Source organism: Bradyrhizobium sp. CCBAU 11357 (genome assembly GCF_028128865.1).
GTDB lineage: Bacteria > Pseudomonadota > Alphaproteobacteria > Rhizobiales > Xanthobacteraceae > Bradyrhizobium.
Map to the genome: position 1 here is coordinate 1 of NZ_LBJW01000086.1, position 25,704 is coordinate 25,704.

Here is a 25,704-nt window from a genome sequence, read left to right on the forward strand (position 1 = left end):
CCTCATCAATTTGGATCACCTGACCCATGGCATTCCCATCGTTCATTCAAAGCTCCTTCATTCTAAAAGAAGCCGTCAATCCTGAAAGTGCGAAAGACTCTGTACGTTATCATTTAGCCGCTTCCTTGATGACGGACGGCTTTGCATGTCGAACAATGCTGCCGAGCGCGAGCTACGAGCGGTCGCCGTGGGCAGAAGAAATTGGACCTTCGCCGGCTCCGATGAGGGCGGCCGGCGTGCGGCTGCGATCTACACCCTTATCGCCACCGCCAAGCTCAACGACATCGATCCACAGGCTTGGCTCGCCGACGTGCTGGCGCGCCTACCGGATCATCCCGCCAAGCGCATCCACGAACTCATGCCGTGGAATTGGCGACCTCAAAACGTCGCTCAGGCCGCATAAGCGCGGTCAGCCATCCGTTCAAGATGACCTAACCAGGGCCGTCACCGGACGCGTACGAAACGACCGTCGCCATCGCAGCAGCAATGAGCGCGAAACGCCATACCGCCGCGCTGTTGCCGCGACCTGGCGCGGCGACTGTAAGCTCTCCAGGACGATCTTGAGCTTCTCATCCTCGGACCAGCGCCGTCGCCGCCGCGTGTCCACCACCTCAAGCCGTTCGACTTGGGCACTGCGCCTATCACTGTCCATAAGGACAGTTCTCAACAACACGCCTCATTCCGCAAGGCGGCCTTCACCGGACGGATACCCACAATCGAGCAGGCCCGCCGTTCCGACAGGCTCATGACGGCCTGCAGATGCGCGATCGCAGCGCGCTTGGCGGCGGGCCCTACCATTTTTTTGAAAGGAGCTCGCGAAGTGCGGCCGCATCGAGCCTCTGCTCGGCCAGAAGCTTCTTCAGCTTCCCGTTCTCCTCTTCCAAGGCCCTCAGCCGCTTCGCTTCGGAAACGTCCATGCCGCCGAATTTGGCCTTCCAATAGTAGATCGTCGCCTCGGAAACACCGTGCTTGCGAGCCAGGTCGGCTGTCTTCGCCCCAGCCTCATGCTCCTTCAATACCGCGATAATCTGCTCTTCCGTGAACCTTGCTCGCTTCATCTGTCCGTCCTTCTTCGGGCCGGACTCTAACTCCTTCTGGAGGAAATACGCAGTGGCAGGTCAGTAGGCGCCGCGGCTGTCGCGCATCGACCGATGAAGCTCCGTGCGGTGGCATCCGGCGAGGTCCGTTGCAACCTAGAAAGTCCTCGCATCATCTTTTGTGTGGCGACAGTCAATAGTTCAAGGTTGTTCGGGGCGCTCCTGTAGCGCTCCGCAAGCCTCATGAACACCCCTCCGAGCCCATCCGACGGAACAGTGAATTCGCCACAGTTAGGATCAAAGAGGGTCGTTGCTCCATTCGACGTCACTGTCGCAATGACGTGGGAGCGACCTCCGGCGAAACCCATCCTGACCAAATACATGGACTCATCCTTGGTGATCTCCTTCACGATCTGAATGCACGAAGATGTATCAAACCCATATCGCGTGTCTTCAGCAGACGGCTCTAGGCCAGCGTTGCGTAACGTTGCGCTTCTTGCTTGGAGGTTGCCTCCATCCGCCCCCTCGTTTTTCAATTCAGCCCTGAGCTTTTCGTACTGTTCCTGCCGGCGTGCTGCTGAGCGGTGCTTTTCGGTGTCCGGGAGCAGAGCCCTCATTCGCGTTTTTCGGGCTACTTGGGAGGTCAAGGAGCCACTCCGCTACCAATCCAACACAGATTCCGCTGACATTGGCTTCGGACAGTTCAGCAGTCCTGTATTTGAATAGAGAGCGAGCGGGGCTAGGCGTCGAGGATAACTCCGAGCTGGAGGACAGAGAGGATATGCTGTCGCTGGAGGCGCTTGGACTATCAACGATTACATCTGAGGTATGTGGCTTGCTGAAGCAGAGCCCCATCCTGTCGAACAATTCGCCGGACGGCCGGCTCTCCTGTCGCGCGAGTTCGCTGAGTGTTTGCGCAAATTCTTACTGTCTGCGGGCCTACTCGATCCATCAGCTTGAATAGCGCGTGTGTACTGGCCATCGACTCGATTATACATGCTGGCTCACCTGCTTCTTTGGCGCACGCGTCCTCAGAGGTAGCGCGCTGCTTACATCTCGCTGCGGATGATATCGCAGCAAACTGACGAAGAGCTGACCACCAAGCAGCCCTGGGGAAGCTATCACCGCGACGACCAATTGGTTGCACGACAGTGCCACTTACGAGCCGGGTTCGCTGGTGTGAGGGAGTTGCCGAACAGCTAGTTACTCTTGCACACTTACAGACGGCGCGCTTGGAATTGCAGATGCAGTCAGGATGATGGCAATGCCGGACAGCGCGACCGTCGCTTTGGTGGTCAATCTCACGTTTATCGTGTTGCGCCGCTCGGTCGGCACAAGTTCGCCTCCAAGAGTGCGCAATTCGCGTGGCGTGATCGACCATCGGCCAGTGAGATGCTGTTGTTGCCGTTAACACAGCTTCAGCACAGATCCGAAAACCCCGGCTTGGACACACGGTATGATCTTGTTCACTCCACAACAAGTCGCGCAGACACCCCCCCCGACTCAGTGTGCCGTTAGCCGCTCCTGTTTGCCGGCCGCACTTCAGGTTTGTCTCGCTTGCACACTGCAAGAGTCTAGCGAGCCCGACATACACCGGCATGTGACACGTCATTTCGGGCATCCGAACCGGTGCTTGTTCACCTGCTCAACCTCACCTTTTGCTCGCATTTTGTTAGCTCAGCCCGTCATGCTGTCGCGCTCATTCGCGCGAACAACGTTGCCGCATCTGAGGGGCTTAGTCCAACGACGCCTACGAAGCTGGGGGACGGCATCGGAATGTCTCGATAAGTGGGTCTCCACAAGTGAAGGCAATATCGACTGTTATTCACGTACCTCGAATGTGGCGGATGCAGTTGCATGACGCACTCTTCTTCATCCCAGAACAGGTCTTTCACAAAGCACATCTCGTCCCAGTTCGGACAACGCCGCGGGGTTGAAACAGCGACATGCTCCCAGCCAGGACGAACAAATGCACTTATCTTGAGTTCACACCCACAAGGCCCCTGCACAATGAACAGACCGCAAGGGCCTGACCCTGGAGCAGTAGCGAACCGGCCGTGTTGCACGCGGCCGGCCTCCAGCTTGTCAATCATCTGCGCTCGCACGCTCGCTCCTTTGCCTCTCGGAGAGCCCTGAAGTCTACGTAGATGACGCTGTCTCGTAACAAGTTGACCTGCTCGGTCCTCGGCCCAGCGTTCCTAAACCAATCTACAGCGCACCATCCGCCAAAGCCGTAGATGTCTATCATCACTCACTCTCCTGATTATTGCTCTAAGACGTATTGCGGCCTCGGGCCGCCGGTTGCCCGAGGATGAGCGGTACCACTATCTGCGCGTTGGGCGACTTGAACCGCCGATTGCACCTCCCGCTACTCATGTAAGTCCGTCATCAGTGTCTCCGAGGCGAACCAATTTCTAATCGATGCCAGGCAGTATTGACTGCTCATCACGGCAGAGCGCACATCCCGCTTGAGCAGACGAAATCAGCGACTCTTGACGCGTCACCTCGTCTTCAATGAATTGGTCTTCATCATGGCACGCTCCCCGGTTGGGCATCTAGATCTCATGATGCTCGCAACACCAGTAGTGGCACCAGATAGATCGGGGTGACATTGCCGCCTGGTGAGGGAGTACTTGATCACTCGACGCCTCCTCGCCAAGGCTGAACAGTCCTAATGCGCCATTTATGTGAAAATGGTCCAGTTTTAGGGCGTCCAAATCGGCACGCACATAGCCGCGGACGCAGGCATGCCCGTTCTTTGAACTGAACCATTCGGCGGATCGCCTGCTGACCTGGTCGTAAGCTAACGGTCAGGAACAATGGTTAGTCGATCTCATCGACTGCAACTGCGAATGTCGCCCGCTTTCCTGCACCACTAAGATGCAGCTCCTAACGCGTTGTCCACGGCATGGAGCTCGCGAACCGCTCACGTTTTGCCGCTAATGCGGGTGTAGTTTGCGACATGAATGTCGCGAGTCCGACGTCGCGCAATCGCTCCGTGTCACCAATCGACCGCATAAAAAGCGCTGCAGACAGTTCTACCTCGTGGCATGTCGATTGCTGTGCTGACAGAACGCGATCTCGCTGTAGCGAAAAACTCACAAGCAATGAATCGGCCGGACGGCCGCCGCAACGAACATCGGTTCTGATGCAGAATGAAAAGAGGACTGCAAACTTATGAGTGACAGGAGGCATGCAACACTTGGCATATTTCTGTTGACCGGCGCTCAGCCTAATGAAACGACACATTGGCGCGCAACAAAGAACCCAACGATCATGCATGTCGGTGCCGATCGTCCCTCCCCGCGACCCCAGAAAAGGTGGAACTTATGGCTTGTGGCCGCGCTCCTCATAAAGGCGCTGCTTTGGGCTGGGATCTACTCAGTTATCGCGGCGTTCTTCTGAAACAGTCTCGCGCATGGCACACGCCCCGATGTACTTTTGGCGCCTCTCGCGATCGCGGGCTGCCACCGCTTCGAACAAACTGGTGCCAGGGCGCTTCGCGCTGCTACCTGGATATTGAGTGCGCTGCTCCGGCGGACGCAGAGGACATTTCGGCTTCCCCGAATGTCTCGAATTTGCGACACGCCGCTGCAGCGTGAGGAACCGCCAAATTGAGTTTAGCAGCTCAACGCGTTTTGCGGCGAGTGGCATCCGGGCTTCCAAGTGAGGCGCGACGGATCGACTGTAAGTGAGGACTAGTGCCCGTATTTTCCTTATGTGACAGTTAGCCTTCGAGAAGCCGACGAAACAAGGCGACCTGAGGGAAGGTTGGCCAGGCGGCCGGCTGTGCCCTCACGGGTGTGGCATAGGACGGTCAGGCGCCTTGCGTTCTGGCTTCTCTCAATGCTCCGCACAGGCGGCAGTTAACTTGCTTGCTGACCGATATCTACCTAGCCATTGGGTCGGCTAGAGATCGACGGGCTGAGGCCTTAAGGACGGTAGCGACGTTACAGCTCTCGCTCAGGCCACGTATCGTCCTCGTTCTTGCGCATCTGCCAGAAGTGGGCACGCCACGCTAACTTGTCGTACTCCAATGCGATTTTAAGCAGCCTGTCTTTGGCTTTTCCGTCGATGAGCGCTGCCGCTTTCTTTCGCGTTGCTTCCGCGCGGCCTCGCCAGTGATCGGGCTGGTACAGTTTACTTTTCGGATTCATGCCGAGAGCATGCAATCCGTAGATCAACGAATTGCGACAGCGACACTCCGTATCATCACGTAGGAGCGACGCTCGTGGAGCCGGCTGCCGAAGCAGTCAGCCCCCAATCCACGGCAACCATTCAGAAACGGCCGAATGCGCATTGCACTCGATGCTCATACGAAGAACGCACAGGCACCGACAGCTTCAGACCATTGCTCTCACCAAAAGACTTGAATCGCACGCGGCGTTAGATTGTAGGGTTCTGGACAAGTGGGGATCACCTCTGACAATCAGTCGAGTGACAGTTCACGAGCATTTGGAATGCCTCAAGCATCTAAAATCGCAGGGGACGACCGAACAGAGAGCCTCACGTCATCCAGGCGCAAACCTGCCTCCGAGTCCTCGAATGCTATTCCTGCTTCTGCTGAACTAATCGCGGGTTACGACGTCTGCGCGGCCAGGGTCCGAGCACCGCAGCCTTCCCTGACCCGACGCAAGACGCAACCTCACTCACAGATGACCCCGCCCAACCTCTTCAGATAAAGTGGAATAGAAGCGCGATGACACCAAACATTGTCTCAGCCCGTCATCATGGTCGCTCTTGCAAGGCCGGGCGCATCATCAAGAACGACACAAGCACATCCGCTCTTTCGGATCTCTATGCTTCGCCAGAGCTGGCCAGGGCCGGTTCGAGCGGAATCGTGGCGAGTCCGCCGTCACTCGTCGGCCGGCGATTAGGCTGACCATAGTACCTCAGCTCATGTCTGGCAGGGCTCAGGCACTCCTCGAGACATCGAGGCATGCACTGGCCGCACAATCATCAGCAACTCCAAGACGTCCAGCTGGTGCGTCGGCGCGGATGTTAGTACCTCGCCTCTTCGTAAGGCTCTGCCGACGTGCATGGTGTCGCTTCCTGTCGTCCTGGACAAACGACGAGTCCCCCACGGTGAGAACGGCAACAGTAGAGCAACGAGCTTGCAGGCAGCCAAGCAGATCCGCCTGTTTTTCGTTTTGCACGTGATGCGTTCCGGGCAGCAAGAACAATAATTACCTCCACCGAACTGAAGGAATGTCATGATGCAAAAACAACGAATTCAGTTGGCTCCGCACCTCAGACTCTACTACCGCGATATCGCTCTAGGTCTGGCAATGGCAACTGTAATGCTTGCGCCGATCAAGGCGAGTGATCGAACACCGACCGCAGACGAGAAAGAGGCCTGCATGGAAGACGTATTCCGTCTTTGTAGCAGTCACATACCAGATCGCACCGCTATCACTGCCTGCCTCAGATCCAAGCAAGACCGTCTCAGTCAGCAATGTCGCTACGTGATCTCCGGGCGGGACATTGACAATAAGAGCGGCGGATCGAAGTGAAGATGCTGCGGTCGGTCTCTCCTACTCCTCTCCAGAAGTCGTCCCAGCTTGACGTACAACACGTATACGAGGGTTCGCCGAACGGCTCACCACGTTCATGCGGGGCCGGTCAACGGACGCGTCGATCGCTTCCTGGAGGCTGTCATGCGCAGGTTCATTATAGCGACGTGGGGTCATTTCGTAGAGCAGCTAAGCTCAGTCTGGAATTGGCATCAATATATTCATAGCACGTGCGGAAGCCGCTCTGCGGCTCCGCCACGGCGGCACCGGAAAATCGGCGCCTTTTGATCCAGCCGGAAGATCGACTGAAAGCGGGTGCGAGACAGAGCTATTATGCTCGCATCAAGCAACTCAGCGGTCTGACTAGCCGCCGATGTCCTCTCGAGAGCCCCATCGAAGTGGAGAGAGCTTGACCCTCACGTAGCGTCAGGTTGTAGCCTCGCCACAGACGCCACGTTCATCCGACGCCCCGCCTCAAGGAATCGTGCGGCATAGCGAGTGCGGATAGGCCGGCAGCTGCAGCAGCGCACGCCGTTGTGAAGACGCCTGACGGAACGGACGGACCCTAGTTTGGAAGGAACGTGTAAAGTTCGATGGAACCGCTTAAATCGATTATCGGTAAAGTTGCCACCGGCGCCACTCTGACCCGCAAGGAGGCCGCGTCAGCCTTCGACAGCATGATGTCCGGCGACGCAACTCCCTCGCAAATCGGGGGCTTGTTAATTGGGATGAGGGTCCGCGGGGAGACGGTCGAAGAAGTCACCGGCGCCGCATCCGCAATGCGAAATATAGTGCCAAGGGTCGAGACGCGATGTGATCCCATCGATATCGCTGGTACGAGCGATACCGTTAAGTGTTCGCTCAACGTATCGACGTGCGCTTCGTTCATCGTCGCCGGCGTCGGCGTTCCCGTCGCCAAGAATATCAACCGTGCTGCATCTTTGCGCTCCAGCACGGCAGCCGTGTTGGCGCACCTCGGCGTAAAGGTCGATCTCAAGCCAGAGTCAATTACACGTTGTGTGCACGAAGCCGACATTGGCTTCGTGTTTGCGTCACCCGACTTTCCGGCGATGCAGCGCATCAGGCAGATCCGGAGCGTACTTGGAACCCACACGATGTTCGATCTAATCGAGGTTCTGTCGAATCCAGCCGGGGTCAAGCGGCACATCCTTGGAGTGCCCACTCCCGAATGGGTGCAGCCTCTGGCGCAAGTCTTGAAGAACCTTGGTGCCGATTCGGTATGGGTGGTTCATGGCTCGGACGGGCTCAATGAATTATCCCTCACCGACACGAGCTTTGTTGCTGCGGTTGAGGCGGGTACAGTCCGCACGTTCGAAGTCACGCCGGAAGAAGCCGGGCTTCCCCGCTACCGCGCCGATGCGCTGGAGTGCAGTGATGTCGAGGCTCATACGTTTGCGATACAAAAAGTGCTCGATGGCGTGCCAGGTCGATTTCGTGATGCCGCCCTTCTGAATGCGGCGGCCGCACTGGTGGTGGCCGGGCGGGCCTCGAACCTAGAGGAAGGCGTGGCGCTCGGACAAGAATCACTTGATCGGGGCGCTGCAGCCGCTCGACTGAAGCGGTTGATCGCGGTTTCGAACGCCTGACAGCCGAGCTCGTTGATGCCGCATCCTTGCGATCGAATAGTGTAGCTTACGCGCTGGAAAACTGTAGCAGCCGAGAATGCGCGTTACTGCTGCCGATTTCTCAGGGAGCGCCGCTCGCGCAAGTCCTGGTCAAAAGAGCTTGCGCTGAACACTCAACTCGACAGCCAACGTTTGGTGCACCAGAGGCTGTTCGAGGCCCGGTTGTGAGATGGGGACCCTCGACGAAGCGTGCGCAACGCGCCAAAGGAGACGATCGAAGATGCCGTGGCAGAGGATTGAAACACTTGGAACCATCGCAACGATAGAACACATCATTCGGAAGTTTCGAGAATTGATCGATACAGATAGCTCGATCCCGCCGGAACTGCGGCGTGCGCTGCACGAGACGCTGGATGGGCACCTTTTGGAAGCAAAGCGGCGCGTTCTCTTGAGAGAAAATTAGGTCCGGATGCCGTCTCCACACGGAGAGACACTAGCAGGCCGGCGTTGCGCTCTACGCCGACGCTCAAAATGCTTGCGCCCAAGCCTGGATTCGAGCTGCTCGCTCGTTCAGCGGTGGCTCCGATGGCGATTGCTCCGGCCGCTTATCTCGCCTTGTCGGACTGGCCATCGATGGTGATGGCCTGCATACGCACACCAACTCTAGATTTCGTCGAAACTCGGCGACTGGGTCATTCGTTGGACCCGCCTCGCTCCTTAAAGGCCTCAACCACAGGCTTGCCCCACAGGGCGCCGCTGATGCTTGCGACACCAGCTCTTCTGGGCCCCCTTCGGGCATGAGCCGCCCGCAAAAGGGGCTTGAACCTGACGTAACGTTAAATCGTAGGCTCTTGGGGTGTTACCTACATGGGTGTGAAGGACTTCGGATGCCTCAGCCCAGCCGGTCAGATCGGCGGACCGATCGCTGGTCATGCTCCCTATTCCCGATGGCCATCGCCGCAATCGGGACCGCCGCAAAGCCCTTCGACCGTGGTCGCCATGACCATCCCATCCTGATCAAGTCCAGATGCCAGGAGGTTCGCGAATGCCGCGAATTCTAATTATGAATGCCGGTACGCCTCAGATGTCGGGCGCGCACCTAACAAAGGCTCAACTTTCGCTGGCCGCCAGCTCGGCATTCCGTTCAGCGTGGTTTGCTCAGGAGGGCGACCTGATCGTCTCCCCGGTAGTGATCCCGGCAGATCTGCTATCCTTCATTGGCGCGACGCTGGATTTCGATGCATCGAGTCTTCGCCTGCTTGTACCAACGAGCCGCCAACCGACCATCCTCGATGATTGCGCGTTGCTGTCCGAGACTGTTGTCACACGAATTAAAAGACATATTCGTCAACAGTCCACCTGGCGATTGTACCCCTGCTACTTTACTGAAGGCGTCGCACACTTGGCGGCCAAACTAAGCATACCGAAGATTGGCAACGACTTCGCCCTACAGCGCGGGCCTGATTTACTGAATCGCAAGAGTCACTTCCGTCAGTTGGGAACAAGCGTAGCACTTCCGCTCCCTCATGGATGTGTCGCGACAGATCCAAATGGACTGTTAAAAGCGGTCACTTCCCTCAAATCCGAGACCGGCAGGGTCATCGTGAAGTTGGATAATGGAGCTGGAGGGGTCGGAAATGTCATCTTGACGAGCAGTAAAAGCGATCCCCTACCTGGAGCCAGAGATACTCGGTGGATTTCCTGGCGTTCGCTTGATCCTGGCGCGCTTTACTCCGAGATCACAACAGCATCGTGTAAGACGCTGGTCGTCGAATCATACCACTTGGCCCGATCTTTGTTTTATCTCGAGTATGCAATCCAGGATGATGCATCAATCGCTTTCATCAATAGTGGAAACATACGCCTGCATAAAAGCACAGATCGGTCCGAAAGGGCTCTCATCTGGACAGGGCTTGAGCTTCCCAGCGATCTAGAGAACGAGCAGTGGTTGACTGCCCAGGAGCATGCCTACCGATTTGTGGCGCTAGCGAGAGACCTCGGCTATCGCGGACTGATCAACATCGACGCTATTTTCGCCAAAGACGGACGGTTGCTGTTCAATGAAGCGAACGGCCGCTGGGGTGGCGGCTCGGTGTTACACAACATTGCGATTCGGCTACTAGGCCCCGACTATTCCAGTCGCAACGTTATTTTATCTGTAAGAAATGTACGATCACCATCTTTTCAAGCGGCGCACGATCGCTTCTTCAAAGAGGGATTGCTATTCGACCGCACACGTAAGACAGGCGTGATCCCGCTTGCCGCCGACGAACAGGCTGGTACCGTGGAGTGCGTTGTGATTGCGGCCGACAGGGCCGCGGCCCACGATCAGCAACACCAACTGTTGAGGTCCTAGCGAACACATCTTCACACGCTCAATTCACCGCCCCGCGCAAGAGCAGCGTTTTCCCCAGCCCCAAAATAAAAGAGGGCACAGTTTAAGCAAATAGGTTCGGCGCTGCGGCTGGCTGCAGTCACTGCAGAGCCGGACAGGGCGAGAAGCTAGGTTTATCCCTCTGCTAAACGTCGGGTCATGATCGTGACCTTGCGGGAGGAATATTCTCACCCAGCTGATCGATCGCTGCAACAGGCTGTCCTGCGCAACGGCATCGCTAAGCGCATTGCGTTCACCAATCCGACATTCTCGGCGGAGATTAGAGTCATGATCAAGCGGCTGCGTTTGCAACCAGCGACTTGCGCAACTGCACGAAAGCGGCACCAATCTTCGGGCGAGGACGAGGGCTGAGCTTACAGTGAAAAGATCATCGTCGAGCGACCATTCGGAACGTTGAGCAGCGATCCCTGGCTTGCGCAGATGCTCATCCAAGCTACCAACAGCAAGAGGATACTTGTAGGCAGCTGAGCTCTCCCACTCGTACACTCTCAAGACCTCAGCTTCAGCGGCGGACGGGATTGGCCTTGCTTTGCGAAAGATGCGGACTCCGCCCGCAGCGCGCGGGGCGCGAAGACGACCGAGTCCGGCAAGGACGCCACGCTCGCCGGCCATTTTAACTCGTTTTGTAAAGAAGCTCGGCTATGCCCAGCTTCTCGTTGTAGTCGAGCCATCAGCCAATCTCAGAAGACCGTCCACATGATCCTTAGCACGACGCTCCTTGGACCTAGCCTGCTGCGTGCCCGACCCTAACACCTTGAGGGAGGCTCGCCACTACAGTTCTGCGGAACCCAACGCTACCCGGAATACAGAATCGCGCAGCGCCGAAGCGCCTGCCCGGTTTCACCCAGCCACAAAGATGACCACCCCCCAACCCTTGCTCGGATGGCACGTGGTGGCCTGTACATGGATCAATGTTAACCATGGCTTCGGACCAGAACTGTCGCAGATTTTACGAGAAACACTGACCACAAGATGTGAAAGCGTTTTAACTTTCACGGAGAGCTCGCCTGCCGCTCGATTCTCAGCGAACCATATCAGGCGCGCCACCTCATAGCCGAGCGCTGGAACTTTCGATGATCCGGCGGTTGGCGCCGCCCCTTTTTGAACAGAAGTAGACGAGAGATCGGCGTTCCCCGCTCGATACCGGCTTTACTTCATGCCGTACCTTACATGTTGTGACAAGCACAGCGCCAAATGGTGGTCGGAATACGTGCTGTTCGTACCCGGTAGGATATACCACGAACTCACCGCCCTCGAAGTCTCGCGCCAGCTGCACAATCACCGCGTACTCAAAATCCGGATCACTCTTCGCATCCAAATGGATGCCCACAAAGGACCCAGGCGGCATACGATGCATTTGGCATCGGCGAACCACGTAATCTGAGGATGCTCCGAAGATCTGTCTTAGCGCGAAGCTACGGTCTTTACTTTCAAGTAGCTCCATAATCTGCCCTGAAGCTGCACCACTCACGTTGCTGGGCGCGCGACCTGGTGGATCCACCCTTACGCGCTTGACAAAGACGCTGTGCAAGTCGCCGGCATCTCCCTCCCGCACTTCTTCTTCGGGAATCTCAGCCTGCAGCTGATCGATCTTGGTCAAGTCGGCTTGAGTGAACAGTATCTGGGGGGCGATAACGGCCGTCCCCTTTACTAACAGCTCTATGCGGTACTTTGTCAGCATTTCTTGTGAAAGCTGGCGGGATTTATCGCTCATTGCGCGCGCCATTCGAGCTCACTCCTTTGATCTTCGAAGCAGGACTCCGGGTCCTTGTGCATTGAGACGAATGCTTGCTCCCAATGCTCGCCATCGAACTCGGTTATTCTTGCGCGTGCGACCGTCCGTCTATCCAGGCATCGAATATTTACGCTGAACCCGGAGGGGTTTGACCTCGGCCTATAGAATGGCTTTACCCCACAAAGCCGGCAAAACGTGTGCCGAGCAATGTTCTTGTTGAACTGATATGTCGTGAGGAATTCTTCACCGCGCTCGATGCGTAACTTATCGCCAGTTACGAGCAAGTGGAGAAACCCAGACATTTGACAAATCGAACAATTGCAACGAACTCCAGAGAGCTCTCGCGGCGCTATGACGTAGAACTTAACAGAGCCACAATGGCAACTGCCATGATGTTCGATCTCTGAGTGATCATCCACCGTGCGTGCCGCAATTGCGGTGAGATCGCGGCACCACTGGACGCTGAGCCGATAGGCGCGGAGGAATTCATTCAAAAAACGATCACTACGGTTAGGCTGCACAAGTTCGCCAATCAGCCGACCTGTCATTTCGCCGTGGTACTTCTCAGCGGGATCTTCTCCGCCCACATGGCTGCGAAAATACTCCAGATCTTCCGGCTTCGCTTTAAACGTTTTGGCCAGAGCGGTCCACAGAGACTGGATCATGTCCGCAGCATGTAGCTCAAACGCTACCATGTAAGCGCAACGAACGAGGGAGTCTTTCGATGACAATCCGGCGTAGAGAGAATGCAGATACTCCTTCGTCGTAGCGCTATAGTTGGGCAGTACTGCTCGGCCGAGTAGTTGGGAGGCATCTTTCTTCAACAGGTTGGAGTGAAAGTTTTCTGTCAACAGAATATCCGGTAGCGCGGCCTTGCCTCCCTGGAGAATTCGGCCATGACCACCGGTCTCATCCCAACAGATAAAGTTCGCGACCACGCTGGTCAGTTCAATGTCTCTCGCAATATCCCGATTGTGATACATTGCATCGAATATGAGGTCCCTTTGGGAGCCCGCCTGCAGGTACGGGAACGCCTGTGACATCGCCAGGTATTCGGGGAGCAGGCTGGCGACCTGATCTTCGGACAACTGCGAGGCGAACGGATGCGTGCCGAACAAGGCTCGCGCTTGCTCGGTCAAGTACTCGTAGCAAATCTTCGGAGGCTGATCCGCGGCAAAGCGAGACGCTTGAGATGTCATTTGACCCCTGCAGAAGAGAAGCGAACGGTCCTTGGCGAAGCAACTTCGTGTCCGGGCCAACTATTAACCGTCCTAGGTACATTGGCTTTGAAGGGCCAATAATCGCGTTCGCCTTCTAGGCGACTATTTGTCGTTTGCTTCGCGAACGCAGACAGCGGCATGCTCAGTGCAACTCATGAGCATCGAAGGAATGCGTTCATTATTGGAGCGCCGGGAATCCGCTCGGATTCCTGTCCACCAGCAGTCGCCGCAATGCCCGCCACGACTAGCATCAGCGCCGAGACTCAAAACGGATACTGCGCCGCCCACGCCATTTTAAAGCTAATGTCGCGTGCGCGAGTGGCGTGCCTTGCCGCTCGGCACGCGTGCAGCTTTCACGATCTTGAGCGAACGGATCAAGCCCTCGCGCTTGCCGCTCGCGCCATTTCGCCGAACCGCCGTCAGCCTGGGACAGCATTGTAGACTCCAGTTTGTACGTATCGTGCTCTTAAGGCCTTTGGTCCCTGGTGTCATACCGCTCCGGGCGGCACAAAGCATATCAATGCGACCCCCGCCGGTTCTTACCACCTCCAACTTCTTAGTGACTCACAGCAATCATCATGCCAACTCTTGAATTCGCTCCGTAAGATCTGAACAAGTTGATAAAAAGCCGTGACGCTTCCTCATTGCGAGTGTCAGAGGCTACGCGCCGCTGTCAGAAAGCAAACAGCGAAGAACCGGCGGCCGCTCACATGCGTACAGGTCTGCTCAACCGCTGAGATTGGCTTCAACAGTGACGTATAGGTTAACTTTGCGCCCCGGAGCCAGCGACAGCGCTTTAGGCGTGCAGACGGCAGCGCCAGTACGGTGATCCGGTCGCTGGCTATTCCGTGTTCGCTCGTGACCGTTACGGGAAGATGCAATGGCCTTCCACGTCGTCGAACACGACCGAACGGCGCCCCTGGAACATGCGCAGGCGCCTTTGCCTGCGCCCCGATAATCCCGCGCGACTCCGAGAATCTATCGTGTGATCTACGGAGCATGCGCCCCAGCTGCTCGCGAGTTCGACGGGTAAGATAGGCAGACCGTATTGGTAGCCGGCCGAGATGCGTCGCTACATCTTGCGCGCTCTTCGACACACCGGTCCGGCGATGATACATTCCTGGGGCGTATCTATTATGATGGCCTAGACTCTCCCGATCGGGCGTGACGAGCAAGTGCCGCAAGATCGGTTTCGAGCTTCGGTTGACGTGAGAAAATTGCGTCTATCAACGCCTGCGCCGGTTGCTCGGCGGCCTCAACCAGCGCCGCCCTCTCGGCCCGTGCAGAGGGAGCGAACACCCGCTTAACGACCGTCGGCGAGCCCTTGAGCCCGCAGTTGGAAGTGTCTTCGACACCGGCTTCTTGCGCGCTCCATTTCACGATTTGGGCACGCGCGGCACGCAGGACATCGGCCATCGCGCCGCGCCGGATTTGATTCGTCGCCTCAAGCATGGTGATGAGGCACGGTAATTTGGTTTGCAACACCTGCACACCACCTTCGCAGCGTCGTTCCACTTCAATAGTTTGAGCGGCGAGGTCCAAGGATCTGATCTTCGCAACGTAAGTTAGCTGCACTACGCCCATTCGCTTTGCGATGCCGGGCCCAACCTGCGCAGTATCGCCATCGATGGTCTGCTTTCCCGTTAAAATCAGATTTGTCGAGCCATAGTCCTTACCGATTCTCCGGATGGCGGTTGCAAGTGCATACGTTGTGGCCAGCGTATCGGAGCCAGCAAAGCAGCGATCGGTGAGTAGGACGGCGCGATCGGCACCATAAGCCAACGCCTTTCGCAAGGACTCTTCTGCCGATGGCGGTCCCATGGTAAGCACGGTAATTTCGCCGCCGAACCGATCACGCAGTTCAAGCGCGGCCTCGAGCGCGAAGAGGTCATATGGGTTGATGATGGTCGGCACTCCCTGACGCATGATTGTATTGGTCACGGGATGAACACGAATTTGCGCTGAGTCCGGAACCTGTTTGATGCAGACGACATTGTGCACGATGATGCTCCAACAACTGCGATAGCTGCGAAGAGAACAGCAAGTGTTGTACCACCGTCTCCGTTCTGGAATCGGCTCGCTGTCGCAAAGGCTTAAACGGGGCGATAACGCGCTCGAGCCCGCTTTCCTGACGAACGAATGCCGACACAGGTCAGGGCACCGACAACGGCGTTCCGCTCGGCACGCCAGCCGACAGACCAAGGAATGCTCGCAAGATGAACGCCGCGCAAACTCTGCCGGCATCGGGCTGATCGACGGTTAAGCATCGTCACTCACTCGTCCGCAGAATAGAGATACCTTGTTACCTGCTCGAGCTACGGACGGTTCGCGATTGTATGGCAAGCAGGTGAGGCTGTTTACCTCATGGCGCTCAATCCATGTTGCGCGCGACGTCGTTGCCTCAGGCCGGCCGTTTCCCTTGCTATTGCGGAGATTGCCTCTTCGGGATCATTCTTCACGTATCTGTTTGGCACTACCGGCTCTGGCGGATGTGGTCGTTCAGAACCGCTTTATCTCAATTCCGTATTTCCGGAGCGCATAGCCAATTTGGCGCGGGGTTAGTCCGAGTAGGCGCGCTGCCTTGGCTTGCACCCAGCCAGATTTCTCCATGGCCGCAATGACCCGCTCCCGATCGGTCACGCTGGTACCACCAACCAGAAGTGTGCCGGCGGGTGCCGGTGGGGCCGGTTCGTAGACAGACGGCGGTGGCAGCGTCGTTTGAGCTAGCGGAGTGATGGACTTTGCAGGCACGGGTTGCATGGGTACCGCCAGGTCGGTCTTGTCGTTCGATGTGCTTTTCCAGAGCATCATGGAAAGGCACTGGCCTTGGCAGCACGCAAAGTCACTTCTCACAATCGACGGCCCGGTACACAGGGTCGCTGTTCGCTCGATGCAGTTTTCGAGTTCACGAATATTTCCCGGAAATCCGCAGTTCATCAGTACATCGATCGCGCTGGCCTCCAGGGTGAGCGTACGGCCGTTCTCGCTGTTGAACTTTCGAAGGAACTCTCGGGCTAGCAGCGGAATATCGCTGCGTCTTTCGCGTAGCGGCGGCAATAACAAGGGAACTACGCTAATACGATAGTAGAGGTCCGCGCGGAACTCGCTCCTTGCGACGGCCTCTTCAAGGTTCTTGTTGGTCGCAGCTATGACTCGAACATCGACCTTAATCGTGTGATTGCTGCCGACGCGCTCAAACTCCTGCTCTTGCAGAACTCGCAGCAACTTCGCTTGGAACGGAGCGGAGATCTCTCCGATCTCATCCAGAAATAGCGTCCCTTTGTCAGCAAGCTCGAAGCGCCCCTTGCGCGAGCTTACCGCACCGGTAAAGGCACCTTTCTCGTGGCCAAACAATTCCGATTCCAGGACCGTCTCAGGGAGCGCCGCGCAATTCAGTTTAACGAACGGTCGTTTAGCACGGGACGAGGACTCGTGAATGGCCTTGGCTACGAGCTCCTTGCCGGTGCCGGATTCGCCGCGCAGCAGAACCGTGCTGCTCGATTTGGCTACAACCGCAATCTTGTCGAGCAGCCCGCTCAGCGCGGCGCTGTCGCCGATGATCCCGTGGGCGGGAAGCTTCTTGCGCTCGCGAGCGGCCACCCCAAGCTCAACGATCTTCTGTGGCTGGTCTTTGTCCACTAACAATCGTTCGCGATCGCAGGCCAACAAGCGATGTAGCTTTACTGTTTGCCCCACCAAGTTGGCGACCATAACGAGCAGCCGCGCATCGTGCTCGAGCCGAAGACTGGAACCATCGTCCTTGATACGGTCTACTGTCAGCGTACCGACCACCCTCGGATCAATACGAATAGGAACCCCAATGAACGATAAGGGCATGCTGTCGGAGGCGCCGAGAAGCTCCCGGTCCGCAGCGCTGAAGGCCGGCTCGTCGGCTACGTTCTCGACAACTATCGGCCTGTCTGTCGCCACGATCTGGGCGATTGCTTTCTGCGGCAGGCACGTGCGGTAACGTTCGTCGCCGCCTTCGCTCCAACCGGAACCAACTGTAATTTTCGGGATGCCGTCATCGTCCAATAGTGAGACGATGCCGTGTCGCATCTGCACAAACGATTGCAGGAGGCCAAGGACCTTGGCCAACGTGACTTCGAGCCGACCAGGAGCGCTGACTATTTTCGATATTTCGAGGATGCCGGCCAGCGCACTCTCATACGACGGCTGCCCCGAGGGATTACGCTCCGGCTCCGGTTGCGAGGCAGGTCGGTCCGAGGATGGGACATGCAGCATGAGCCGGTCTCCGTTGTCTTGATTATCCTTCCTGGACCCATGTTGGGATTGGCGAGCTTCGTTCTGCATGTCACTCTCGATCTAGCCTCAAGTGTTGACGAGATGACATAGAACCGTGACACCTGATTATGGCACGACACCACACTTGCATGTGCCCTCGTTTCACTTTTTGCGGATCGTGTGCGCGTCGTCAGCGGAGAACATACGTGCCGCTGCAGGACAAGTGCTGGATCGCCAGAGCGGCGACTTTACAAATGCTGCCCACCATTGATCGGCACCTCGGCTCCCGTGACGTAACTCGCCGCATCCGAGCACAGGAAGAAGATAACCTTGGCCACTTCATCCGGGGTCCCCACTCTGCGCAGCGGGATACTTGGCACGAGACGGGCTTCCGTGTCTGGCGACAGCATGTCGGTCTTGATTTCGCCGGGCGCGATCGCATTCACGCGAATGCCATGCGGCGCATAATCATAGGCCAGTTCGCGTGTGAGGCTCGCAAGCGCCGCTTTCGAGGTCGCATAGGCGCTACCGGCGAACGGATGCACCCGTGAGCCTGCGATCGAAGTCACATTTACGATTGATCCTGACGCGGCTCTTAGCTCGTCAAACAAACCCTGCGCCAGCAGGATCGGAGCCACCAGATTAAGATGAAATACCCCCATCCAGGTCTCGGTTGACGTGGTCAATGACGTCATCCGATCCCCAGCGGGCGTTTTCGGCGACACACCGGCATTATTCACCAGCGCGTGCAAGGGCGCACCAGCCAAGCGCTTCTTGACCTCGGTGATCGCACGCGGCAGCATTCGATGATTGCTGAGGTCGATCTGGAAATGATCGTCATTCCCTGCCTCCCAGGGGCATCGCTCGCTGTCGAAAGGTTGGCGTGCGCAAGAAATGACGCGCCAACCGGCCTCCGAGAACAGCTTGGCAGTGGCATGACCAATTCCGCGTGATGCCCCGGTGAGCAACACCGTCTTCTGTTCTCTACGACCATCACGCGCTTTATCGGCGTGAACGAGGCGACCAAAATGTGTTTCGGCCCGCGGCTCTCTAATCAGATCGTCATTCGGCAGATCGAGACCCAAGGCCGCCTCCTTACTGTTAAGCCGGCGCACGCGTAGCAGGATTTGCGCCACCGCGGTGCAGGTAAATCACTTCCGTTTTGCGTCCTAACGTCGCGCAGGCCGAACACTTGGCGGATTTCGGACAGCCGTGGGTGCGCTTTGTGACAACGATGGCAAATCAGCTACGTAAGCTCTCTAGCACACTCGCCTGCTTCATCACAGGGGCACGGGCCGCGCCCGCTTTCTTGATCGCTCAACGGAATGAACATGCGGCTGATCGGCGCTCGCCGAAGTCAAAGATCGCTCGGGAGCGACCATAGTCATTTTGCCGCACCAACTCCAAAACTGACGCACCAGCCTCGCACGTCAGATTCGTCAATCGTCGATTTTGATTTGTCGCTCTAAGCAGAACTGGGATATCGCTGGCGTACTGATATGTTCATCCACGCCCGAGCACTGACTAGCTCCGATTTGGGACTGGTCTGAAAGGTGAGGACGACGTGTTCCGTCTGCTTACGCTGCGCAGCACTCTAGGGCCGTTGTTATCGACGTCACGGCTTAAGCGAGGGCAAAGGGCCGTCGCTTCGTTCAACCATTCGCCGTGAGTTCGCGCCAACAGCATTACGTTGGCAGACGATTGCTGCCCATACAAGAACTGGCAGTACTCTTGGATGCAAGGAGCAGCAATCACGTCGACCAAGCGGCTTACAACTTCATGAAGCCACGAGCTCTTGCGAGTTGTCTTCGACCAAGATCAACCTGCTCGGATCGTTCAAATCGAATTCTATAACACGGGGAGCAAAGAGACGCGCATAGCGTGTGAAGGCGCTCGTGGGGGGGAAGCGGATCACCGTGTTGCAGCGCGCGAGAAGATACATCTCAGTGAGGGCAGAAAAGCCACCCTCGGCTCCAAGGGCAGCGTTGTGCAACGGGCCAGCGTGAGGCGCCTGGAACTGCTTTGGAATCGCAAAGACATCCGAAAATATTGCCGAAACCTCCTCAAGGATGAGCGCGCTGTCCGTGCACAGGAACGCCCTCACAGGCTTCGCATGTGGTAACCCCCTCGCCTTGTCAATGGCATTACAGACCTGTCGAAAGGCGCGCTCCGCATCCGCCCAGTAGGGAGCATGCCCCATAATGTCCTCACCGTTACCATGCCGGACATGAATGCCGATCACGCTGTACGGCTCAAAGTGCTCGCGGTAGATAGCATCAATCCGCGCCTGAATTGCAGCTCGCGGCTTGATACTCCGAAAGATCTCTCGCTCCGCCTCTTCATCGCAGCGCCACATTAGGCAGGCATCGCACACAACCGTGTTAGCGTCACTATCTCCCTGACTTTGGAACAGTTGGTCGAGTTGGTCGCGTTCCCGGAAGATCTGCTCGTCCGGGCGATAGACGCAATCGATAGCTGACTTATTCCACCATGCCGGAAAGAATGGTCCTGGAAACGAGCGTTTATTGATGTCGTCCTCGCAAATCACCCGCACGCCGGCAATGTCTTCAACGGGTTCGAAGAAGACCGGAAAGGCATTGGTGAATGGTTCATCAAGATAGCAAGACCCCCGCCAATCGATGGCGAGCGTCCGCCCTGTCTGCTTTGCAAAACGCCAAGCCGCCGCCAGTGACCACAGACAGTCACCAAACCCCGTACGCCTCCTGGAAACTACGAACCGATCATTCATCGAACCGCTAACCATCTCGATTGCCTTTTCGCGCGCTCCTGGTTGGACAAAAGGCAACGATACAGACGTCTCGCCTATCTTTTCGCCCGGCGTCACGGTCTGGAATCGCGGTGCCGGCGAGCTGCGTCGGTAGAACTTCATGGCAGGAGCATCCGTAATGGCCGCGTTCTCTCAACAATTTCTGTCCTTTCTTCAGCGGTGTTGCATCGACCTGCCCGAAGTCCGATGTCCACTGCCTCCTGTACGTCGGATGGATTGGCCCCCTCACATGCAGGCATAGGCTGGTCGTGCTCATCACTTACGGATGTCAAGTTGCGCGCAACTCCGGCATCACATTCTTCCGACAGTGAGCCTGAGAGACACTCGCCGCCGCCGTCGACCGCAAGGATGAGACTTTGCTCGAACTCGGACATGGCAACCTCGCTGGCGGCATGCGCTTCGTGCTGATTCACGAAGGAAAGTCGGGACGGATCGATCTCTGCACGAACTCCCGTGCCAACAGCTGCCGCAGAAACAGTTTGGCGTGCAACGTAACGGGTTGAGAAACAAAAAGACGGCTCGAGCATGATTTTGCAATAGGCCTTAGTCGCGTAGAACGCGACGCCGTCGATCTCGCCGAGCTCGGCTCCTGCAGTAGACAGGCAGCATCGGATCGAGTTGCTAGGGAGCTTGTTGGTGTACTTGACACGATTGCGGCACCCCTCTTCGACGGCAGCAAGTACGCGGCCATCCTGCACAAGAAGCCGCAGCGCCACCGTGAAGACCTGTGTTCGGCAGCTCCGGAGAGCTTTCATGGATTCTATTAAGATCACCACTCAGTCCCAGGCACAACATCCCGTTCTCCAATTCCTCATGACGGGAAGGCCCAACTGCCGTCCCAGCGAACTAACCTGTACAAACGCGCTCCGCCGGTCCGCAGGCCAAACAGCACAACACGACCTTGGCAAGGTCTCGGCGCCTAGCGAAAGGCGCTTAGAAATAGCGTGCTAGCGTCCGATACCGATGGACCGACAGGCGGCCGTAGAGCTGGTTCGATCGCCCATTTCAGAGGCTGCTGTAGCAGACCAAGTAAGTCAGTTCCGAGCTACTGCAGAGCGCATCATAACACCGCATCGATTGCCCTTTCTCCGTTTCCCTCAACTCACGTTAGCGCAGCAGGCGACGCCGAAATAGTGCTGTCGACGCGAAAAAGGGCAAGACCGCGTAAACACAGAGTGCACCTACGTGCAGGGCGGCACTGTCCGCGCCGCGCTCAAGCATCGTCGGACGAATAAGGTCGACCGAATGTGCGAGCGGCAACAAGCTCGCAAAGTGCTGAAATGAGCCGGGCAGTTGGCTTGTCGGAAAGATCGCGCCACACAGAAACACCATGGGCGTAAGGACGAGCGACTGGTAAAACACGAAGTAGTCGTAAGTTGGCGCAAGAGATATGACGACCATTGCCAGGCTGGCGAAGACAAGACCCGTAAGGGCGACTGTTGGTATCGCACAAAGAATGGACGTCCAGGATGCATAACCCAGAGCTGCAGCGACAATCCCGATTGCTGTCCCCGCTAGAACGGACTTACTGGCCGCCCACACCAACTCACCTAGAACGATGTCGCCGAGCGTGAGCTGTGTGTACAGAATTCCCTCCCAGGTGCGCTTGACACCCATTCTAGCAAAGGCCGCATATAGGGTTTCAAAGGTCGCGGATGTCATCGCACTGATTGCGACCATACCGGCCGCCAAAAACGCAATGTACGAAGTCCCCTCAACCCGTCCTACGATGAGTCCGAGGCCAAAGCCGAGGCCCAGCAGATTGGTTATGGGATCTGCGAGATTGCCGAGAAGCGATGCAAGCGCGACTTTCCTCCATGCCAGGAAGTTTCGTCGCCATACCGCGATCCAGTTGTACGCGTTGGCCGGCATCACCGACGCATAACCATCATTCATCGCTCATTTCTCCATCTCGCGCCCGGTCAACCGCAAAAACACGTCTTCGAGATTCGGGGGGCGCTGCAGTACGCGAAGGTTCGCTTGCCCGCGCAGGTGCACGCGAACTTGCTCCGGATAGCGCGCGTAGCAAAAAAGCGTCTCTCCACTGACTTCGATATGCCGCGCATAAGGCCTGATCAGCTCTCGGAGGTGATTGGGATCACCACCATAGATCTCAATCACATCGCAGCCGATATGCTCGTCGATCAAGCCGTCTGGCTTGCCTTCGGCGATTTTGCATCCACTCTCAAGCACGCACAGCCGATCGCACAGGCGTTCGGCCTCTTCCATGAAGTGAGTGGTCAAGAGGATGGTCTTGCCACGCGCAAGCAGGGCCCGCAGGCGTTCCCAAATCAGGTGGCGTGCATGCGGATCCAGCCCAGTGGTCGGCTCGTCCATAACGAGTAGATGTGGATCATTAATCAGGGCACGCGCCAGCGTCAGCCGCCGCTTCATGCCACCGGACAACTCGGAGACACGCACGTCCGCTTTGCTTTCAAGGCGCGCAAACTCAAGCAGCGACGGTGCAACCGCCGCGATCTTGCGAGCGCTCATGCCGAAATAGCGGCCAAACACAAGCAGATTCTCTCGCACTGTGAACTCGAGCTCAAGGTTGTCGAACTGCGGCACCACCCCGACGCGTACACGCGCCGCACGAGCGCGGGAAGGCACAGGCTCATCGAGGACTGTAATCTTGCCTCCGTCGGGCGAGATCATGCCGAGGAGCATGCGCGCAATCGTACTCTTGCCAGCTCCATTCGGCCCAAGCAGTCCGAAGCACTCTCCGCGTGCAACCGAGAACGACAGATCGTTGACGATAAGCTTGTCGCCAAATGACTTTTTTACACCGGCAAGGTCGATCGCCACAGTGGACATGTTCATCTTAGGCTGACAGAAGTCGTTCCGTGGACGATGGCTTCTCGACGACCGTTTTGCTCCAGAGCATGCCCTCGCACCAAACGTGCTCGACACGCCCCCATTGACAAGCTGCCGCAGCGTCCGGAAAAAATCCCCGTCCGTGGAGGTTGGCGCTCGTGTTGCAGAGCAGCGGAATGCCCGTGAGCTGCTCAAATTCGACGAGAAGCGCGGCAATTTTGTGAGGAGAGTTGCGGGAAATTGTCTGCAGCCGCGCCGAGCCGTCAAGATGGACCACCGCGGGGACCTTGGAGCGCCAATTCGCCCGGGTCTGGTGATCGAACAGCATGTAAGGATCTGGCGTGCCCGGGCTGAAGATCTCCGGTGCCCGATCCTCCAGACAAATTGGCGCCACCGGTCGGAAGTGCTCGCGACGTTTGATGTCGTTGAGATGATCCTTCATTGCCGGGTTCGTTGGGGCTGCAAGAATGCTTCTACCGCCCAACGCCCGCGGCCCAAGCTCGGCACACCCGGAAAGAAAGATGACGGGCTTGTTGTCGGCAAGAAGCGACGCAAGTTCACTCAAACTGCAAGGAGCGGCCTTCCAGTCCGGCGGAACCTCGCTCTCCTGGAGGGCAGGACCACTGTAAACTGACCACTCCAAAGGCCCGAAACCATTCTGCGCTGCCATAGCACTGCACGCCGCGCCGATTGCCGAGCCGCTGTCATTCGGAAACGGCGGCACCCAGACATCATCGAACAATCCCGTCGCGCGAAGCGCGCTGTTCCATTTGATGTTGAGACCGCAACCTCCGGCGACACATAGATTTCGCGCCCCCGGAAGCGACGAATATCTTAGCAGAAGCAGTGCCATTTCCTTAACAAGAAGACGTTCCAGAAAGACGTGGAACGAGGCGAGGACGTCCTCCGCTCTCTTGGTCGCCAGGCGCAATGCGCTTGCCTCGAAGAACTCGTGCATAGCTGCAAGAGACGATTCCGCATTGTTGATATCTTCGCGATAGCGGCGAGCCTGCTCCGTGTCGGCCGCCAAGCGTGTTTCGTAAAGCTCCTGAAACACTTCCACGATGCTTTCATCGATGGAGCCAAGCGCGATGTAGGCCATCAGCTTTCCGGCGATGCCCAGATCCCAACTGGAGCGGTTCGGCTGCCGGTATGGCCCAAAGTGAAGGCCCGCGGCAGCATAGGCGTGGCCAATCATCGGAAACAGCGATCCAATGAACCGAGCGCCGCAACCTTCGACATAGTAAAGACGCGGAAAGATACAGCCATCCCACACCAGACAGAACGAGGGTTTTCCCGCGGCTGCAAAGGGGCTGGTGCTATATGCTGACGCGACATGGCCCGTGACATGCGGGTAGCTCTTATATGGAAACTGCTTGCCGCCGAGCAGGAGGCCAAGGCCGTCGACGGGATCAAGGAGGCCCTCAGCATGACGCTCCACATAGGGCGCGCCGTTTAGCACGACCGGCACCACTCCGCTTAGGAGCTGGAATTGTGATTCATTCTCCCCGTCCCAGCCGTCAATGACGAACTGATCGATATCCCGTGGCTCCAGGCCATGCTCCGCCAGGGCGAGCACGACTGCATCTAGATTGTCGACGGATTGATACCGTGGACTGTTGCCGCGCTTCTCTTGCTCGACACAAAAAAGAAGCCGACCGTCCTCGACGACCGCGATTGCTCCGTCATGTGTCAGCTTTATTCCGCAGATGCGCATACGTCCTCCTGGCCTAATGACCGACGTTAGATTGTTCTGACGAGGCGCCTGGCCTCCGAAACCGGACGATCAAACAGTCTTCGTTCGCCACCCCGGTGCAGCAGTGCCGACGCTCGACCTCCGATAAACTCTCGTTGAACAGCGCGATCACCGTTTCGGCACCAGCAGCATGGCCCCAGCGTTGGCATAATTCATCACGCGCAGACCCGAAAATCAGAGTGCCACTTGGCGCGAGCATACTCACCAGGTTGCGGATAGCCGCATGCATCTCGCCCACGTCTTTGAGGTAGTAAAGAACCTCGGCCACGAAAATTAAATCGAACTGCTCAGTGGTCGAGAACCGCTGAATGTCGCACGTAACCCAAGTGATATGTGACCACTTACTCGTCCGCAATCGCGCTCTCTCGATCGCCTGCGGCATGACATCCACCACGGTAAGTCGCTCGCAGAGCGGCGCTAGCCGCTCCGTGAATGCACCGGCTGCGCATCCTACTTCGAGCGCAGACTCAGTAACTCCGTTGCCACCTGACATCCGGAGCATTTGCGCGTATCGCTCCTGTTCGAACGAACTACCGTCAAGGTGCCATGGGTCGTCGGCAGCCAACTCTCGCTCTAATAGCCGATGGTTTGCGTCCGGAGTCATGAGCCGACCAC

At 57.2% G+C, this 25,704-nt stretch carries 19 protein-coding genes and 2 pseudogenes; 4 read left to right on the forward strand and 17 right to left on the reverse strand.

The annotated features are described in order from the left end of the window. Positions 1 to 112: 112 nt before the first annotated feature. Positions 113 to 403 (forward strand): annotated as a pseudogene (locus XI05_RS11310) (transposase domain-containing protein); the annotation flags it as partial. Positions 404 to 421: 18 nt separating this feature from the next. On the opposite strand, the gene XI05_RS11315 reads toward XI05_RS11310, so the two are convergent. The 6 genes and pseudogenes from XI05_RS11315 to XI05_RS11330 all read right to left on the reverse strand — a co-directional run bounded on the left by XI05_RS11315 (position 422) and on the right by XI05_RS11330 (position 5,194). After that, the gene (locus XI05_RS11315; RefSeq protein WP_271501512.1) at positions 422 to 652 is read right to left on the reverse strand and encodes a transposase; all 231 of its coding nucleotides are present in this window, start codon (positions 650 to 652) and stop codon (positions 422 to 424) included. A 56-nt stretch (positions 653 to 708) separates the two neighbouring features. Then, positions 709 to 1,058 (reverse strand): annotated as a pseudogene (locus tag XI05_RS11320) (transposase); the annotation flags it as partial. A 26-nt stretch (positions 1,059 to 1,084) separates the two neighbouring features. Then, complete coding sequence (locus tag XI05_RS11325; RefSeq protein WP_271501514.1) at positions 1,085 to 1,654, reverse strand: YopT-type cysteine protease domain-containing protein; 570 nt, start codon at positions 1,652 to 1,654, stop codon at positions 1,085 to 1,087. Beyond that, positions 1,575 to 1,892 (reverse strand): YopT-type cysteine protease domain-containing protein, encoded by a 318-nt coding sequence (locus tag XI05_RS39520; protein ID WP_333939849.1) that lies wholly within the window; start codon positions 1,890 to 1,892, stop codon positions 1,575 to 1,577. The genes XI05_RS11325 and XI05_RS39520 overlap by 80 nt, the downstream gene beginning before the upstream one ends. An 830-nt stretch (positions 1,893 to 2,722) precedes the next feature. Beyond that, a complete protein-coding gene (locus XI05_RS39750) occupies positions 2,723 to 3,130 on the reverse strand; it encodes a DUF7694 domain-containing protein (protein WP_442869258.1) in 408 nt (135 codons plus the stop codon). Between the two features lie 1,857 nt (positions 3,131 to 4,987). Then, positions 4,988 to 5,194, reverse strand: a complete 207-nt coding sequence (locus XI05_RS11330) for a hypothetical protein (protein ID WP_271501516.1) — start codon at positions 5,192 to 5,194, stop codon at positions 4,988 to 4,990. Positions 5,195 to 7,143: 1,949 nt separating this feature from the next. Here XI05_RS11330 and trpD point away from each other — a divergent pair. The 3 genes from trpD (at position 7,144) to XI05_RS11345 (ending at position 10,492) form a co-directional block, all read left to right on the forward strand. Continuing rightward, positions 7,144 to 8,157, forward strand: coding sequence for an anthranilate phosphoribosyltransferase (gene trpD / locus XI05_RS11335; RefSeq protein ID WP_271501519.1), 1,014 nt, complete (start codon positions 7,144 to 7,146; stop codon positions 8,155 to 8,157). 259 nt (positions 8,158 to 8,416) lie between these two features. Continuing rightward, entirely contained in the window at positions 8,417 to 8,599 is a 183-nt protein-coding gene (locus XI05_RS11340) for a hypothetical protein (RefSeq protein ID WP_172789331.1), read from the forward strand. Between the two features lie 582 nt (positions 8,600 to 9,181). Then, positions 9,182 to 10,492: a peptide ligase PGM1-related protein gene (locus XI05_RS11345; RefSeq protein ID WP_271501522.1), complete on the forward strand. Its 1,311-nt coding sequence runs from the start codon at positions 9,182 to 9,184 to the stop codon at positions 10,490 to 10,492. Between the two features lie 1,087 nt (positions 10,493 to 11,579). Here the strand turns inward: XI05_RS11345 and XI05_RS11350 are convergent. From XI05_RS11350 to nodS, 11 genes are all read right to left on the reverse strand, one after another. Beyond that, positions 11,580 to 12,257, reverse strand: a complete 678-nt coding sequence (locus XI05_RS11350; protein WP_271501524.1) for a 2OG-Fe(II) oxygenase — start codon at positions 12,255 to 12,257, stop codon at positions 11,580 to 11,582. Further along, positions 12,242 to 13,465 (reverse strand): GFA family protein, encoded by a 1,224-nt coding sequence (locus XI05_RS11355; protein ID WP_271501527.1) that lies wholly within the window; start codon positions 13,463 to 13,465, stop codon positions 12,242 to 12,244. The genes XI05_RS11350 and XI05_RS11355 overlap by 16 nt, the downstream gene beginning before the upstream one ends. Before the next feature lie 1,155 nt (positions 13,466 to 14,620). Beyond that, positions 14,621 to 15,487: an electron transfer flavoprotein subunit beta/FixA family protein gene (locus tag XI05_RS11360; RefSeq protein ID WP_271501529.1), complete on the reverse strand. Its 867-nt coding sequence runs from the start codon at positions 15,485 to 15,487 to the stop codon at positions 14,621 to 14,623. Between the two features lie 498 nt (positions 15,488 to 15,985). Further along, complete coding sequence (gene nifA / locus XI05_RS11365) at positions 15,986 to 17,731, reverse strand: nif-specific transcriptional activator NifA (protein WP_442869260.1); 1,746 nt, start codon at positions 17,729 to 17,731, stop codon at positions 15,986 to 15,988. 248 nt (positions 17,732 to 17,979) lie between these two features. Further along, positions 17,980 to 18,816 (reverse strand): SDR family NAD(P)-dependent oxidoreductase, encoded by an 837-nt coding sequence (locus XI05_RS11370; protein WP_271501535.1) that lies wholly within the window; start codon positions 18,814 to 18,816, stop codon positions 17,980 to 17,982. Between the two features lie 692 nt (positions 18,817 to 19,508). Next, on the reverse strand, positions 19,509 to 20,621 hold the full coding sequence (locus XI05_RS11375) for a nodulation protein NodZ (RefSeq protein WP_271501537.1): 1,113 nt from the start codon (positions 20,619 to 20,621) through the stop codon (positions 19,509 to 19,511). Then, on the reverse strand, positions 20,618 to 21,235 hold the full coding sequence (locus XI05_RS11380) for a hypothetical protein (protein WP_271501538.1): 618 nt from the start codon (positions 21,233 to 21,235) through the stop codon (positions 20,618 to 20,620). Before XI05_RS11380 ends, XI05_RS11375 begins: the two co-directional genes overlap by 4 nt. A gap of 391 nt (positions 21,236 to 21,626) precedes the next feature. Then, the gene (locus tag XI05_RS11385) at positions 21,627 to 22,415 is read right to left on the reverse strand and encodes an ABC transporter permease (protein WP_172789338.1); all 789 of its coding nucleotides are present in this window, start codon (positions 22,413 to 22,415) and stop codon (positions 21,627 to 21,629) included. A 3-nt stretch (positions 22,416 to 22,418) separates the two neighbouring features. Beyond that, entirely contained in the window at positions 22,419 to 23,339 is a 921-nt protein-coding gene (nodI, locus tag XI05_RS11390) for a nodulation factor ABC transporter ATP-binding protein NodI (RefSeq protein ID WP_271501539.1), read from the reverse strand. Between the two features lies 1 nt (position 23,340). Beyond that, a complete protein-coding gene (gene nodU, locus XI05_RS11395; protein ID WP_271501541.1) occupies positions 23,341 to 25,050 on the reverse strand; it encodes a nodulation protein NodU in 1,710 nt (569 codons plus the stop codon). Positions 25,051 to 25,063: 13 nt separating this feature from the next. Next, positions 25,064 to 25,693: a nodulation methyltransferase NodS gene (nodS, locus tag XI05_RS11400; protein WP_271501542.1), complete on the reverse strand. Its 630-nt coding sequence runs from the start codon at positions 25,691 to 25,693 to the stop codon at positions 25,064 to 25,066. Positions 25,694 to 25,704: the final 11 nt, after the last annotated feature.